Here is a 14769-nt window from a genome sequence, read left to right as displayed (position 1 = left end):
CCGAGTCCACCCCCCATGCACAGCGCGATCATCAACGACACGACCTTGCGCGACGGCGAGCAGACCGCAGGCGTGGCCTTCACGCTGGTCGAGAAGTGCGCCATCGCCCGGGCCCTGTCGAACGCCGGTGTGCCCGAGCTGGAAGTGGGCGTGCCCGCCATGGGCCTGGCCGAGATCGAGTCCATCAACACCCTGGCGGCCATGGGTTTGAGCAGCCGCCTGATGGTGTGGGGCCGCATGTGCGAGGCCGATGTGACCGCGGCCCTGGCCTGCGATGTCGACATCATCCACCTGTCCATCCCCGCCTCCGATGTGCACCTTCAGCACAAGCTCAAGCAAAGCCGCCTGTGGGCCTTGGAGCAGATCGAAGCGTTCGTGGGCATGGTCCATGACGCGGGCCATGAGGTGTCGGTGGGCTTTGAAGACGCCTCGCGCGCCGACCCCGTCTACCTGGGCCAGATGGCTCGGCTGGCCCAACGTTGCGGCGCCCGGCGCATCCGCTATGCCGACACCCTGGGCGTGCTCGATCCCTTCTCCACGTTTGACTCAATTGCCCTGCTGCGCCACGCCGTGGACATCGAAATCGAGATCCATGCGCACAACGACCTGGGCCTGGCCACCGCCAACACCCTGGCCGCCTTGCGCGCGGGCGCCACCCACGCCAGCACCACGGTCAACGGCCTGGGCGAGCGGGCCGGCAACGCCGCGCTGGAAGAAGTGGTCATGAGCCTGCGCCATCTGCACGGCCTGGACTGCGGCGTGCGCACCACCGACCTGTACGGCATCTCGCAACTCGTGGCCAGCGCCTCGGGGCGGCCCGTGGCGGCCAACAAAAGCATCGTGGGCGAGGCCGTGTTCACGCACGAGTCGGGCATCCATGTGGACGGTCTGCTCAAGCACCCCGGCAACTACGAAAACTTCGACCCCGCCGAGCTGGGCCGCGAACGCCGCACCGTGCTGGGCAAGCACTCGGGCTCGCGGGCCGTGCGCGTGGCCTATCAAGCGCTGGGCCTGCCGGTGGTCGATCCGCAAGTGCAGCCGCTGCTGGAGCGCATCCGCGCCCACGCCGTGCGGACCAAACGCGCGCCCACGCCAGACGACCTGCAACGCTTTTTTCTGGAGGCCACGGCCTCCGAGGGGCAGCCCTCATGAAGCGCGATGACCCTGCCCTGCAAGCCATGGCCATGATGCACCCCCACCCCTCAGCCGCCTGGTGGTCGCTCATCAGAGAAGACGTCAACTGCGTGCTGGCCCGCGACCCGGCCGCCCGGTCGCGCTTCGAGGTGTGGACCATCTACCCCGGCGTGCAAGCCGTGGCCCTGCACCGCATGGCCCACGCCCTGTGGCGGCAAGGTTGGCGCTACCTGCCGCGCTGGATGTCCTTCGTGGCCCGCTGGTTCACCAACGTCGACATCCACCCCGGCGCGCGCATCGGCCGACGCTTCTTCATCGACCATGGCGCGGGCGTCGTGATCGGCGAGACCGCAGAGGTCGGTGACGACGTCACGCTGTACCACGGCGTCACCCTGGGCGGCACCACCTGGAGCCCCGGCAAGCGCCACCCCACGCTGGGCGATGGCGTGGTCGTGGGGGCAGGCGCCAAGATCCTGGGCCCCGTCACGCTGGGCGCACGGGTCCGCGTGGCGGCCAACTCCGTCGTCATCGACAACGTGCCCGAAGCCGCCACGGTGGTGGGCATTCCGGGCCGGGTGGTGGTCAGGCGCCGCCGCACCGTCAACAGCCTGCCCGACGACCTGCTGCTGGACCTGGACCACCACCTCATCCCTGATCCGGTGGGCAAAGCCATCGGTTCCCTGCTCGACCGTATTGGCAACCTGGAACAGGAAGTCAAGCGCCTTCAACACACCGAAGACACCCCCACCGGAGCCCGATCATGACCGACACCCTCGCTCTGCAACTGCGCCAGCTTTCATCGGCTGAAGACTTCCTGCAATTCTTTGGCGTGCCGCACGACCTGTCCGTGCTCAACGTCAGCCGCCTGCACATCCTCAAGCGCTTTTACCAGTACATCCGGCAAGAGCCCCAGCTGCCCGAGAACAACGAGCAAGCGCTCTACCAGTGCTACCGCACGCTGCTGGTCAAGGCGTATGAAGACTTCGTCAAGTCCACCCCCGCGCAAGAAAAAGTCTTCAAGGTGTTCCAGGATGTGGACGGCCACCAGCACGTGAGCCTGCAAAGCCTGAAGGCCTCGCTGCCCGCCCGGCCCCAGACCACCACGGCCTGACCGCAGCCCCCTCACAGGAGCCTCACCATGCACATCGTCGTCTGCATCAAGCAAGTGCCTGACTCGGCCCAGATCCGCGTCCACCCGGTCACCAACACCATCATGCGCCAGGGTGTACCGGCCATCGTGAACCCGTACGACCTGTTCTCGCTGGAAGAGGCCCTGCGCCTGAAGGACCAGTTTGGCGGCCGCGTCACGGTGCTGTGCATGGGCCCACCACAGGCTGAAGAGGCCTTGCGCAAATGCGTGTCCTTCGGGGCCGACGATGCCGTGCTGGTCACCGACCGGGCCTTTGCCGGGGCCGACACCCTGGCCACCTCGTACGCACTGGCCGCCGCCATCCGCAAGCTGTCCAGCGAACAGGCCGTGGACCTGGTCTTCACCGGCAAGCAGACCATCGATGGCGACACCGCCCAGGTCGGCCCCGGCATCGCCAAGCGCATGGGCCTGCAACTGCTGACCTATGTGTCCAGCATCAAAGAGACGCAACTGGACGAAGGCACCATCACCGTCGAGCGCCGTGGCGAAGGCGGTGTGCAGGTGCTCAAGACCCGCCTGCCCGCGCTGATCACCATGCTTGAAAACACCAACGAGATGCGCTTCGCCAGCCTGCCCGCCATGATCCACGCCGCTGGCCACCCTGTGCGCAAGTGGAACAAGGAAGACGCCGGCATCGAAGACCTCACCAAGATCGGCCTGAAAGGCTCGCCCACCGTGGTCAGCAAGGTCTTCGGGCCCACGCCTCGGTCAGAGAAGGCCGAGATGGTGAACCTGGACACCACCACCCTGCGCGACATGACGCTCAACCTGCTGCAGTCCATCTTCACGCGCCACCCCACGCTCGAACAAGACCTGATCAACAAGGGAGTCACGCCATGAGCGTCGCCGCCAAAGCCCCCCTCAAGCCCGCAGGACGCGGCCGCAACCTGGAGTTGTCCGATGAGCTCAAGGCCTACAAGGGCGTGTGGGTCTTCATCGAGCACGAGCGTGGCCACGTGCACAGCGTGTCGTGGGAGCTGCTGGGCGAAGGCCGCAAGCTGGCCGACCAGCTGGGCGTGACGCTGAGCGGCGTGCTGCTGGGTGGTCTTGATGAGCCCTTAAACCAATTCGCCAAAGAGGCCTTCAGCTTTGGCGCCGACCACGTCTACCTCACCCGCGACCCCGTCCTCAAGGGCTACCGCAACGAGCCCTTCACCAAGGGCCTGACCGACCTGGTCAACAAGTACCAGCCCGAGATCGTGCTGCTGGGCGCCACATCACAAGGCCGTGACCTGGCGGGCTCCGTGGCCACCACGCTGCTCACAGGCCTGACCGCCGACTGCACCGAGCTGAACATCGACCCCGTGACCCGCGCCCTGGCCGCCACACGCCCCACCTTTGGCGGCTCGCTGCTGTGCACGATCATGACCCTGGCCTACCGCCCACAGATGGCCACCGTGCGCCCCCGCGTCATGGCCATGCCCAACGCCGACACCACGCGCACCGGCACCACCAGCGAAGACACGCTGGGCCTGATCGAAACCAACATCGTCACCAAGCTGCTGGACTTCATCCTCGACACCAACTCCAACAAGATCAACCTGCCCTATGCCGACGTGATCGTCAGCGGCGGCAAGGGTTTGAAGAACCCCGAAAACTTCAAGCTGGTGTTCGACCTGGCGCGGGTGCTGGGCGGCGAGGTGGGCGCCACCCGGCCCTGCGTGCAAGCTGGCTGGGTCGAGGCCGACCGCCAGGTGGGCCAAACCGGCAAGACCGTGCGGCCCAAGCTCTACATCGCGGCGGGCATCTCGGGCGCCATTCAGCACAGGGTGGGCATGGAGGCCGCGGACGTGATCGTGGCCATCAACACCGACCCCAACGCCCCCATCTTCGACTTTGCGCACTACGGCATCGTGGGCAACGCCTTGCAGGTGCTGCCCGCCCTGACCCAGGCCTTCCAGGCGCACCTGGACCAACGCATCCGCAAAGTGGCTTGAACGCCCACCCAACCGCCCCGGAGCCTCACCATGAACGTGAACAAAACCTTTGACGCCATCGTCGTGGGCGCGGGCCCCGCGGGCAACGCCGCCGCCTACACCATGGCCAAGGCGGGCCTCAAGGTCCTGCAAATCGAGCGCGGCGAATACCCCGGCTCCAAGAACGTGCAAGGCGCCATCCTGTACGCCGACGCGCTGGAACGCATCATCCCCGACTTCCGCGACGACGCCCCACTCGAGCGCCACATCATCGAGCAACGCATGTGGGTGCTGGACGACGACTCCTTCGTGGGCAGCCACTTCCGCAGCGAAAACTACAACAAGCCGCCCTACAACCGCTACACCATCATCCGCGCGCAGTTCGACAAGTGGTTCTCATCCAAGGTGCGCGAAGCCGGTGCCCTGCTGATCTGCGAAACCACCGTGCAAAACCTGATCATGGACGGCGACCAGGTGGTGGGCGTGCGCTGCGACCGCGAAGCCGGCGATGTGTTCGCCGACGTGGTCATCCTGGCCGATGGCGTGAACAGCACGCTGGCGCGCAAGGCGGGCTTCCACCCCGAGATCAAGGCGGGCAACGTGGCCCTGGCCGTCAAAGAGATCCTGTTCATGCCCGAAGAGCTGATCCAGCAGCGCTTCAACATCAAGGGCGACGAAGGCGTGGTCATCGAGATGGTCGGCAAGATCACCGACGGCATGATGGGCACGGGCTTTTTGTACACCAACAAAGACTCGCTCACCATTGGCGTGGGCTGCATGCTGTCGGACTTCAAGAAGAACGAGCAAAAGACCTCGCCTTACCAGTTGCTGGAGCACATGAAGCGCCACCCCTCGATCGCCCCCATGATTCAAGGCGGCGAGATGAAGGAGTACTGCGCCCACCTGATCCCCGAAGGCGGCTTCTTCGCCATCCCCCAGGTGTACGGCCATGGCTGGATGATCGTGGGCGACTCGGGCGGCTTCGTCAATGCCGTGCACCGCGAAGGCTCCAACCTGGCCATGACCACGGGCCGCCTGGCCGCCGAAACCGTGATCAACGCCAAGGCCGCCAACAAGCCTTTCAGCCAGGCCACGCTGAAGGCCTATCAACGCGCGCTGGACGACAGCTTCGTGATGAAGGACTTGAAGAAGTACCGCGACATGCCCAAGGTCTTCCACGAGAACCCGCAGTTCTTCACCACCTACCCCGAACTGATCAACCAGGCGGCCCGCACCATGGTGACGGTGGACAACGTGGACAAGAAAACCAAAGAGCGCCAGATCTTTTCCAGCTTCCGCCAGACCCGCTCCATCACCGGCTTGGTGGGCGATGCCTACAAGCTGTGGCGGGCCATCCGCTGAACCGCACCACACCAGGAGCCACGCCATGCAACCCATCCAAGTCAATGTGGAAGAAAAGCTCTTCCAGAACCGCTACAAAGTCGACGCGGGCCGCCCGCACATCAAGATCAAGGACGCCGAGGTCTGCCGCACCGACTGCAAGGAGCGTTCTTGCACCTATGTGTGCCCGGCCTCTTGCTACAAGGAAGAAGGCAACGGCGCCGTCACCCTGATCACCGACGGCTGCCTGGAGTGCGGCAGCTGCCGCATCATCTGCTCGGACTTCAGCAACGTGGACTGGGAGTACCCGCGCGGCGGCCACGGCATTTTGTTCAAGTTTGGCTGAGCGGGCGCACCCACCATGGACGACATCCACGTTTTTCTGGCGCACGCCATCTTGCTCGAGTTCGAGGCGGCGCGCCGCTATGAGGACCTCAAGGCCACGATGGGCACGGCGGGCAACCACGAGGCCGAAGCCTTCTTCGGCAAGATGGCCGAGTTCTCGCGCCTGCATTTAAAAGACGCCATGCAACGCGGCGGCTTTCGAGACCTGCCCCAACTGGCGCCCGAAGAATGCCAGTGGCCCGAGGGTGTAAGCCCGGAGCAGGCCGCTTGGGCGGGCGTGGATGGCTTCATCGACGTGGCCTCGGCCTACCGGCTGGCGCTGGATGGCGAAGAGCGCAGCCAGTTGTTTTACGCCGCCATTGCGGCCTCCACAAGCGACCACGAAGTGCGCCGCATGGCCCGCGAGTTTGCCAAGGAAGAGAGCGAGCACGTGGCCGAGCTGGAGCGGATCATGGCCCGCCTGGCGGCCTGAGCTTTTTTCATTTGATCCATCTGGAGTTGACCCATCATGTCCCGTCCCGACCGCAGTGTTTTCGTGTGTTCACAGCAGCGCCCGCCCGGCCACCCGCGTGGCAGTTGCGCCGCGCAGGGCGGCCAGGCGGTGTTGCAGGCATTCTGGAAAGAGGTGCAGGCGCGCAATGCCCATGAGCAAGTGGGCGTGACCTACTCGGGCTGCCTGGGGCCCTGCGATGGCGGGGTGAACGTGGTGGTGTTTCCGGAGAGCGTGCTGTACAGCCGCGTGAAGCCGGAAGACGTGCCCGAGATCTTCGAGAAGCACCTGCTGGGTGGCGAGGTGGTCAAGCGCCTGGCCGCCTCGGCCGGGTCATGGTGAACCTTTTCACGGGCGAGACCTCGGCCGAGTTGTTCGGCGGCGAGGTACCGCCACAGGTCAAGCACCTGGTTGAAGAGGCCCGCAAGGCGGCTACGCCCGAGCGCGCGCTGGCCTTGTTGTGGACGGCTCAGGTGTGCGCGCCGGAGTGCCCTTCGCTGTACTACCTGCTGTACAAGCTGCATGCTCAGGGAGCCGACTTTGAGCAGGCCGAGCTGGCCGCCTTGAAGGGCTTGGATGTGGCCGCCGAGCAGGCGCATTTGCCCGACGACTGGCGCGCGGTGACGGCTGAGATGGCCGACTTCATGGCGCCGGGGCCGGCGCGGTTTTGGCTGTTCACCTTGAAGGCGCTGGCTTTCATCAGGCTGCGTCGGCAGGATTTGGTGTCGGCGCAGTTGTACTTGGACAAGGTGCTGCAGTTTGATCCGCTGGGCGGGACGGGGGCGCTGGTGATTGAGGCGTTGATCAAGGGGGCGCGGGGGTGAGGTAACCGGCTCATGGGTGTTGGGGAAGATGGGCTGGGGACGACCCGTTGGGGTCACCCGTCAATCCCCTTGCGACAGATGGCTTTGCAGCGATGGCGGACGGTCGTTGCAGGCTACTCGGCAGCGTTGACTGTCTGTAGTCGCGCAGACGCCGCCCGCTTGTCTCTGGTCGGCGGCTGCCCGTACATCCGGGTGTATTCGCGGCTGAACTGCGACGTGCTCTCGTATCCCACCTCAAATGCGACTTGGCTAAGGATCTTGCCGCTGGAGACGATCAAGCGGCGGGCCTCGATCAACCTCAGCTGTTTTTGAAACTGCAGTGGCGTTAGTGATGTGATGGCTCGAAAGTGCTGGTGAAAGCCTGAGCGGCTCATGCCGGCCGCCTCAGCCAAGCGCTCGATCGACACTGGCTTGGCATAGTTGTCGCGCAAGATCGCCGCCGCTCGGGCGATCCGCCTTGCGTGGCTGTCCGGCAAGCCCAAATGTCGGATGGCCAGGCCTTGACGGCCCAACAGCAACCAGTGGTGAATTTCCCGGACCAAGCTGTCCTTGAGCACCGCGAGGGATTCCGGGCGATCCAGGAGCAGCACCAGCCGACGCAGGGCGTCACCCAGTTCCTCGCGTGTGTCCTGCCTGGACGGAGCCGAATGGACTTCAGGCGCGTTCACAACAAGGTCGGTGATCACGGAGAGATCCAGGTCGAACGCCAACGCCAGGTAGGGGTCCGCGACGCTGGCCCTGCTGATCCGGCTGACCGTCGGCATATTGCCGGTGACGACCATCGTGTCGCCAGCGGCATAGGATGTTGTGCCACTGCCCAGGCTGACTCGCTTGCAGCCCTGCAGTACCAGGCACACCAAAGGCTGCACCACCGTGTGCTCGAGTTCGCTGGGCGATGTGCGTCTCACCAGGTACAGGCCGCGTACAGGCGTGACGACGCCAACAGCCGCCTCGCTCTGCCGTTCGGTGTGGCGCTGGACAGCCTGCTTGAGGTCATGGGCCATGGCGCATTATGGCTGGCACGACAGGCGACACACCATCGGCTTGGACAATCAGGCAAGAAACATCGACGTTCGAGCATGTGCCTGGCTGTGCTGGAGCCCACAGTGGGAACCTCAATTCAGGAGATACCCACATGCCCCACGCTCCCACACCGGACGCTCTGCCATTCTCTGATCAGTCCCTCGCGGCTCACCGAGGGGTGCAGGTTCTGGGCGACCAAGGTTCGGAAGGCCGCAAGGCCTTCTTCATCCAGATTGAAGCCCGTCCTGGGCAGGAGGAGGCAGTTCTGCAGATGCTGCAAGACATCAGGGCCTGCGTTGACGCTGAACCCGCGACTGGCCCGTGGTTCGCCGTCAGGTTCTCACAGACAAGCTTCGGCATCTTCGAGGCCTTCTCCGACTTGGCCGGGCGTCAGGCACATGTGGAGGGCGGTGGTGGCGACATCTTCCGTGATGTCGCGCGCATGAACGCCATCCTGGCCGACGCTGCAAAGGTGCATCGCGTTGATGTGCTCATGAGCAAAGACCACTTCTCCCATCGACGAGAAGGCTGATCCGATGATCAGACTGCAACCCGGGTCACGAAGCCACCGTGCTGGAGCAATGGGCCGTCCCGGCTGACATGGGTTTTTGTGCAAACCGAAACGCCTACAAGCAGCCTGTGGTCGACGGCGGCTCAGGGTCGGTTCCGCTCGGTTACCGCAAGTCGGGTCGGCCATTCAAGATTGGGTCGTGGAAGCAAGCTGTTCTTTTGCTGACACCACGATAGGCGGCTTCGCAGCGAAGGACTAAACCGCTCGCGCGGTACCCGCTACGGCGAGGTTGAGGCATTTCGTTGCACCGCAGGTTCTGCGAAGTTGACGACCGAGGCAATCCGCCTCGTTCTTCAACGGAGCAGCAACCATGGACTCGACGACTCATTCTGCCCCCCTGCGTCAGCGCATGCTCGAAGACATGCGCATGCGCAAGCTGGCGGCCTACCTCAAGCGCTCACCCGATACGGCCACCGTGGAGGATCTGCGCAATTTCCAACTGCATCTGGTGGACACGGGCACCTCGCCCGTCACTCTCAATGCCACGCTCACCGGACTGAAGTTCTTCTTCGACATCACGCTGGGCCGCATCGAACTGATGGCCAAGATGCAGCCGGTGAAGCTGCCCCGCACCTTGCCTGTTGTACTGAGCACCGAGGAAGTTTCTCGCCTTCTCGCTGCGGCCCGCAACATCAAGCATCAGGCGGCCCTGTCGGTGGCCTATGGTGCTGGCCTTCGCGCCAGCGAGGTGATTCACTTGAAGGTCACCGATGTGGACAGCCAGCGCATGACCTTGCGTGTGGAGCAAGGCAAGGGCGCCAAGGATCGCTATGCCATGCTCAGCCCGGTCTTGTTGCAGCGCCTTCGTAATTGGTGGCGAGTCGGTCACGCCCAGGGCAAGATGTTGCCCGGCGGTTGGTTGTTTCCAGGCATGGCACCCATGGATCCGTTGACAATCCGCCAACTCAACCGCGCCGTTCATGCAGCGGCCGAGGCCGCCGGTACCTGGCACTAGCTCGAATCGTCCCACTCAGAACTCATGTTACATTCTTCCAAAGGGGGAGAAATTGGTATACGTAGATGATGCCGATGTATCGAAGTACGGTCGGGGCTGGTTCCATCTCACGGCGGACAGCCTTGATGAGCTTCATGCCTTCGCTGCTCGCGTTGGACTAACCACCCGCGCCTTCCATCGCGGGGCACGCCATCCCCACTACGACATCACTGCTGCTCAGCGTCTGAGGGCTCTTCGCAGCGGTGCACTCCCTGTCAGCCCTCGAGAAGTGGTGCGCATCGCCAGGCAAATACCCACACCGGCGCCAATCGTCGCCACGTCGAGCAGCGACGCGCAGCTTGCCCTATTCGCCTAAGGCGTTCCAACATCGTGTACGTCCGCGCCAATTCCCTGGACGACCTTTTGGCCAAGGTATATCAGCGGCTCTTGACGCGCGGCACTCGCATTGAACCCACAAAGGGTCCGGCTCGTGAAATCTACGGCGTCTTGCTGAAGCTGTCGGCGCCACGTCTGCGCCTCAGCCGCACCGAGTCGCGCGGCATCCTTTTCAGCGGCCTCGGCGAGCTGCTCTGGATACTGGCAGGCAGCAACGCATTGGACTTCATCGAGCATTACATCTCGGACTACACAAAGTCATCTGATGATGGATTGACCATACACGGCGCGTACGGCCCCAGGATATTTGGCAAACGCCCGAACAACCAATTGGCACGCGTCATTTCATCATTGAAGACCAAGCCAGACTCGCGTCAAGCAGTGGTGCAGTTATTCGACCGCCGTGACACTCTCGAGTATCACCGCGACATCCCCTGCACCTGCACTATGCAGTTTGTCATCCGGGACCGGCGGCTGCACATGCTGACATCCATGCGGTCGAACGATGCCTGGCTCGGCCTGCCGCACGACGTGTTCGCGTTCACCATGATCCAGGAGCTTGTAGCCCGGTCATTAGGCGTCGAATTGGGAGAGTACACACACTCTGTCGGTAGCCTGCACCTGTACGAACGGGATGACAAGAAGGCCATTCGCTACCTTGACGAGGGTTGGCAGCCGCGGCGTCCGATGCCGCCGATGCCCAAGGGCGACCCGTGGACATCCGTACAAACCCTCTTGGACTTTGAGGTGGCGGTGAGAAGCGGCGACGTGAGCGCCATAGACCCGCGGGAGTCCATGGCGCCCTACTGGGCGGACCTGGCCACCCTCCTGGCGATCCACAAGGCGGGCAAGACAACTGGCAATCAGAACGAAATCAAGCGGTTGAAGCGGCGCCTGCACGACGACGTTTACGCCATGTACATCAACAAGCGCTACGGGGTTATACCTTCGGTCAAGGACCAAGTGACGATCTTCGATGGCAGTAACGAAACATCAAAGGCCACGGCATGAACGCGTACGAAAAGGAACAACGGGCATTGGCTCTGGAGGCCCAACTCCTCGACTTCCACCGGCACAACATGCCGCTTCCCGGGATTGTGCCTCCCGAGAACATGCTTGCCTTCGTCTGGCAACTCATCGACAGCATTCAGCGAGTGTCATATGTACAGACCGTTCGCACCCGCCCCATCAGCGCGTCACGTGCCAATCCGCAGAGCCCATTCTTCGACCCCATCAGGGCAGCCGTGGCCATCTCTGCGGAACAGGCGGAGGAGGCCTGCTGGCTCGTCTTCCTGGCCACCCACTGCGGCCGGAACCTTAGAACTGAGTGGCGGCTTGCTGCTGAACTCTATGGTGCCTCAGAAGCGGTGCCATGGACCTGGGCGCGGGTCCTAGACGATCCACAGTCCTATGCCGACTGGGTCGAGGATCACCACGGGACCTTCGTTGGCAAATTTGGTAATCACCGCAAGTACGAGTCACTCAAGCCGGGTCCCAAAGGGACGGGCGCCATCGTTCGTAGCTACGTCGCCTGGATAACCGCTTTTGGCTCACACGCGGCAATGATTGCACAGGCACAGGCGCAAGCCAACGGGAATGCCCGTCGCGCCTTCGGTTTGCTTTATCAACAAATGAACGCGGTGCGGCGCTTTGGCCGCACGGGCCGCTTCGACTACCTCACCATGCTTAGCAAGGCTGGGCTCGCCAACATCGAAGCGGATTCGACATACATGAACGCGGCAACCGGGCCGAAGCGCGGCGCCAGGCTGCTATTTGATGGCCAGATCGACTCGAAGACCGGAGCCCGCGTCTTGGAGGCACGTGTGGCCACGCTCGAGCAGAGTCTCGGGGTCGGCATGCAAGTCATGGAAGACGCCATGTGCAACTGGCAAAAGAGCCCTAATCTCTACCTGCCTTTCCGCGGTTAGACCTACTCGGCCCAGGAGTACCGTTTCTTAAGGAAATTCAGCTTGTCCTGACGCACTAACCCACGGTGCTGAAGTTGCCCGACCACGATGCCGGGCGAAATGGACAAGTTCTTTGCGAACCTCATGATACTTCGATGCTCATGGGGCAACGCCCGCAAGGCCGCTTCTTCTGACGACGGGATAAGTAACTGGCCAGCAAACTTATTCGCTTCCTCCTCCTCGTAGCTATCGAGCTCACGCCGTTCGGACCACTCGAGAAACAACCGGTCTTCATGAAGCACCAGATGACCGGCTTCGTGGAAAAAGGTAAACCAGAAGTTGTCGTCACGCAGGTAGCGAACGCTGAGCTGCAAGATCGCCTTGCCGTTCTTGACGCGAGTCGCGCCGCTCGTGGGACATCCCTTTGGCGCGCGAACAATTACAACAGCGACGCCGCAGGCAGCACACTGCTCCTGCAACTGTGGAATGAACTCAGCAGGCTTGTGAAGACGGGTCAGCGATTTCAACGATGGCAGCAAGCGTTCAAAGCATTCACGCGACCAAGTGCCCACCGACAACCCGGCCGCCGCCAGCTCTCCCTGTCTAAGCCACGTGGCGACCGATGCCGACTGCGCCGTAAAGACGGGCGACGTACGATAAGCCGTTATGCCGGCTTGGTCCGAAAGCCATCTATCGCGCCACTCATCGACAGTACTGACCTCGAAAAATTCCAGCGCCTGCCGGAGTTTTTCGCCCGTCGAAGTCACTGCCTTCAGCCACCCATACCGCGTCATATCTGCAAAGGGAAGGCTTGATACCCACTGCTTGCCGTCATCTTGCAGTGCCTTAACATCGCGCCTGTACTGAGCCTCTCGCGCCAGCCAGAAACGCTCGCTGGCCCCAACCACGCCGGCTAGGCTCTTGGCACGGGTAACCGTGATGGGCAACTCTCCGTTGAGAAGTTGCGAAAGGTCTTTTAAGGGAACCCCAAGCGCCCGCGCCAAGTCGATGGATTGCAGGTTCTTCTTGGCTGCAAGCTGTCGCACGGTCTCACCCGGAGGAGATGCCCATGCTGGGAAGAATTCGGTGGAGCGCGTCACAGGTTGCCTCCAATATGGATGACCTTCAGTCTTGAAACCTTAGCCCAATCGACGGCTTCGCCGCTCATCGGGACATTCTGATGGTTCACTTCGCAGTAGAGGTATTGCCGTTCACTGAGTCCAAAACGTATCAGTCCCACCTTCAACCCGCAACTCTCAAACTCCAGCCCCATCTCCACCAGCTCTGCGACCGTTTCAACGGCTTCCAGATCGGCAAGATACCTACGCAAGACCGCAGCGGCACTCTCCCCAAGCTCACGCTTGGCCCTCGTGGGACTCTCACACGTGGAACGCAACTCTATTGACCGAAACGCGACCTCGAGCCCCATGAGCCGATTGTCTACGAAATATCGCAGTGCATGACCGGCAGCGCGCGCAACACCAGCAAGTTATGGATGCACCTATTTCTGGCAATCGTACGGAGTCGAAATTGGGGGGCTTCAGCCATGCAACTGCTGGATTGAAGGGATAGCACTTGGATAGGCCCACATCATGACAAAGACCTCGGTGGTGAACCGATCGACTTTCACGCCGTTTGACAGTCGCTCCACCGCAAGAACGACTGGGGCGTTAACGCCATCGGCTTTCACGGTTTCGTGAACTTGCCAAGAGGGCACCGGCTCGCGGTTTTTACTCCGCCGCCCTGATCAGCGCTGATGCGCGCAGAGCGGACGTTGGTGGATGTCCGCTCCAGCCTAAAGTGGATCCTCACGACCGGCGGCTTGACGCTTCTCCCCCTTCCACCGCTCACTCCAGCGAAAGCACCCGAGAAAGGTGTCCATACACGGCCGACACCCGGCGCAGATGGCGTGACTCTGGGTGTGCCAGCAGCCACAGCTCCGTCTCACCCTCGTCAAGCGCTTCGGTCAAAGGCAGCAGCTTCGGGTTGGACTGCGCCATGAACAGCGGCAGGATGCCCACGCCCAGGCCCAGGCCGACCAGCTCCATCACCGTCAAGATGCTGTTGACACGGTAGCTCGGCACCACCTTCGGAAAGTGCCGCTTGCGCCACAACACCGAAGGGTGTTCCGGCAGTGCATCGTCCGGCGTCACCCATGCCGCCTTGCCTGCCTCGACATCCTGGTAGCGCTTGATGGGCCCCTTCTTCGCTGCGAACAAGGCCACGCGAATGGGGCCCACGCGCTTTCCCACCAGATGCTGCGGCGGCCGCTTCGTGGCGCGCACGGCGATGTCGGCGTCGCGTCGTGTCAGGCTGGCCAGCTCGTTGCCGGTGTGCAACTCGAAGCTCAGCAAAGGATGCAGCGCCCTGAGCTCCTTCAGTGCTGGCGCCAGCAGGCCGTGCAGGATGGTGTCGGTGGTGGTGATGCGCACGGTGCCCGACACCTCGTCGGGCCGCAACTGGGCCGCTGACCGCGCCGACTCCAGTGCCGCCTCCAGGTGCTCGCCGTGCTCGGCCAGCGCCAGCGCCAGCTCCGAAGCCTGGTAACCGGCGCGTGAACGCTCAAACAGCGCCTGCCCCAAGCCGCGCTCGATGCGCTGCAGCGAACGGAACACCGTGGAGGCGTCCACGCCCAGCCGCTCGCCGGCATCGGCCAGGGTGCCTGAGCGAACCAGAGACAAGACCGTCTCCAGATCGGCCGCGCTCAACTTGTATTGCGTGGATGCATTCATGGTTTG

The 14769-nt window shown here is 63.0% G+C and carries 18 protein-coding genes and 1 pseudogene; 15 read left to right on the top strand and 4 right to left on the bottom strand.

Annotated elements, in window-relative coordinates; all coding sequences use genetic code 11:
* Nucleotides 1-15: 15 nt before the first annotated feature.
* From nifV to PSV38_RS16390, 10 genes are read left to right on the top strand one after another with little or no spacing between them, the layout of a single operon-like run.
* The gene (gene nifV / locus PSV38_RS16435; RefSeq protein WP_300549266.1) at nt 16-1152 is read left to right on the top strand and encodes a homocitrate synthase; all 1137 of its coding nucleotides are present in this window, start codon (nt 16-18) and stop codon (nt 1150-1152) included.
* Nucleotides 1149-1898, top strand: coding sequence for a serine O-acetyltransferase (gene cysE / locus PSV38_RS16430; protein WP_300549264.1), 750 nt, complete (start codon nt 1149-1151; stop codon nt 1896-1898). Before nifV ends, cysE begins: the two co-directional genes overlap by 4 nt.
* Entirely contained in the window at nt 1895-2245 is a 351-nt protein-coding gene (gene nifW / locus PSV38_RS16425) for a nitrogenase stabilizing/protective protein NifW (RefSeq protein WP_300549262.1), read from the top strand. The genes cysE and nifW overlap by 4 nt, the downstream gene beginning before the upstream one ends.
* Before the next feature lie 27 nt (nt 2246-2272).
* Nucleotides 2273-3124: an electron transfer flavoprotein subunit beta/FixA family protein gene (locus PSV38_RS16420; RefSeq protein ID WP_300549260.1), complete on the top strand. Its 852-nt coding sequence runs from the start codon at nt 2273-2275 to the stop codon at nt 3122-3124.
* A complete protein-coding gene (locus PSV38_RS16415; protein WP_300549259.1) occupies nt 3121-4221 on the top strand; it encodes an electron transfer flavoprotein subunit alpha/FixB family protein in 1101 nt (366 codons plus the stop codon). The genes PSV38_RS16420 and PSV38_RS16415 overlap by 4 nt, the downstream gene beginning before the upstream one ends.
* A 30-nt stretch (nt 4222-4251) precedes the next feature.
* A complete protein-coding gene (locus PSV38_RS16410) occupies nt 4252-5562 on the top strand; it encodes an FAD-dependent monooxygenase (protein WP_300549257.1) in 1311 nt (436 codons plus the stop codon).
* Nucleotides 5563-5587: 25 nt separating this feature from the next.
* Nucleotides 5588-5887 carry a ferredoxin family protein gene (locus PSV38_RS16405; RefSeq protein ID WP_230179614.1) on the top strand — a complete coding sequence of 100 codons (300 nt, stop codon included), beginning with the start codon at nt 5588-5590 and terminating at the stop codon, nt 5885-5887.
* A 15-nt stretch (nt 5888-5902) separates the two neighbouring features.
* Entirely contained in the window at nt 5903-6358 is a 456-nt protein-coding gene (locus PSV38_RS16400) for a ferritin family protein (RefSeq protein ID WP_300549254.1), read from the top strand.
* A gap of 36 nt (nt 6359-6394) precedes the next feature.
* Nucleotides 6395-6718, top strand: coding sequence for a (2Fe-2S) ferredoxin domain-containing protein (locus PSV38_RS16395; protein ID WP_300549252.1), 324 nt, complete (start codon nt 6395-6397; stop codon nt 6716-6718).
* The gene (locus PSV38_RS16390) at nt 6712-7200 is read left to right on the top strand and encodes a hypothetical protein (RefSeq protein ID WP_300549249.1); all 489 of its coding nucleotides are present in this window, start codon (nt 6712-6714) and stop codon (nt 7198-7200) included. Before PSV38_RS16395 ends, PSV38_RS16390 begins: the two co-directional genes overlap by 7 nt.
* Nucleotides 7201-7313: 113 nt before the next feature.
* On the opposite strand, the gene PSV38_RS16385 is transcribed toward PSV38_RS16390, so the two are convergent.
* On the bottom strand, nt 7314-8204 hold the full coding sequence (locus tag PSV38_RS16385) for an AraC family transcriptional regulator (protein ID WP_300549247.1): 891 nt from the start codon (nt 8202-8204) through the stop codon (nt 7314-7316).
* Between the two features lie 131 nt (nt 8205-8335).
* On the opposite strand from PSV38_RS16385, the gene PSV38_RS16380 reads away from it, so the two are divergent.
* The 5 genes and pseudogenes from PSV38_RS16380 to PSV38_RS16360 all read left to right on the top strand — a co-directional run bounded on the left by PSV38_RS16380 (nt 8336) and on the right by PSV38_RS16360 (nt 12052).
* The gene (locus tag PSV38_RS16380; RefSeq protein ID WP_300549245.1) at nt 8336-8755 is read left to right on the top strand and encodes a hypothetical protein; all 420 of its coding nucleotides are present in this window, start codon (nt 8336-8338) and stop codon (nt 8753-8755) included.
* A gap of 349 nt (nt 8756-9104) precedes the next feature.
* Nucleotides 9105-9734: pseudogene (locus PSV38_RS16375) on the top strand (tyrosine-type recombinase/integrase); the annotation flags it as partial.
* A complete protein-coding gene (locus tag PSV38_RS16370) occupies nt 9715-10104 on the top strand; it encodes a DUF4031 domain-containing protein (RefSeq protein WP_300549243.1) in 390 nt (129 codons plus the stop codon). The pseudogene PSV38_RS16375 and the gene PSV38_RS16370, both read left to right, overlap by 20 nt.
* 14 nt (nt 10105-10118) lie before the next feature.
* Entirely contained in the window at nt 10119-11135 is a 1017-nt protein-coding gene (locus tag PSV38_RS16365; protein WP_300549240.1) for a thymidylate synthase, read from the top strand.
* The gene (locus PSV38_RS16360; RefSeq protein WP_300549237.1) at nt 11132-12052 is read left to right on the top strand and encodes a hypothetical protein; all 921 of its coding nucleotides are present in this window, start codon (nt 11132-11134) and stop codon (nt 12050-12052) included. Before PSV38_RS16365 ends, PSV38_RS16360 begins: the two co-directional genes overlap by 4 nt.
* A 2-nt stretch (nt 12053-12054) precedes the next feature.
* Here PSV38_RS16360 and PSV38_RS16355 read toward each other — a convergent pair whose 3' ends face one another.
* From PSV38_RS16355 to PSV38_RS16345, 3 genes are all read right to left on the bottom strand, one after another.
* Nucleotides 12055-13131, bottom strand: a complete 1077-nt coding sequence (locus tag PSV38_RS16355; protein WP_300549235.1) for an ImmA/IrrE family metallo-endopeptidase — start codon at nt 13129-13131, stop codon at nt 12055-12057.
* Nucleotides 13128-13361 (bottom strand): hypothetical protein, encoded by a 234-nt coding sequence (locus PSV38_RS16350; protein ID WP_300549234.1) that lies wholly within the window; start codon nt 13359-13361, stop codon nt 13128-13130. Before PSV38_RS16350 ends, PSV38_RS16355 begins: the two co-directional genes overlap by 4 nt.
* Nucleotides 13362-13878: 517 nt before the next feature.
* Complete coding sequence (locus PSV38_RS16345) at nt 13879-14763, bottom strand: LysR family transcriptional regulator (RefSeq protein ID WP_300549232.1); 885 nt, start codon at nt 14761-14763, stop codon at nt 13879-13881.
* Nucleotides 14764-14769 lie beyond the last annotated feature (6 nt).

The sequence above is a fragment of the Aquabacterium sp. genome (assembly GCF_029946005.1).
Lineage (GTDB): Bacteria > Pseudomonadota > Gammaproteobacteria > Burkholderiales > Burkholderiaceae_C > Aquabacterium.
The sequence above is the reverse complement of the archived record's forward strand: the minus strand, read 5'-3'. Positions and strand labels throughout refer to the sequence as shown.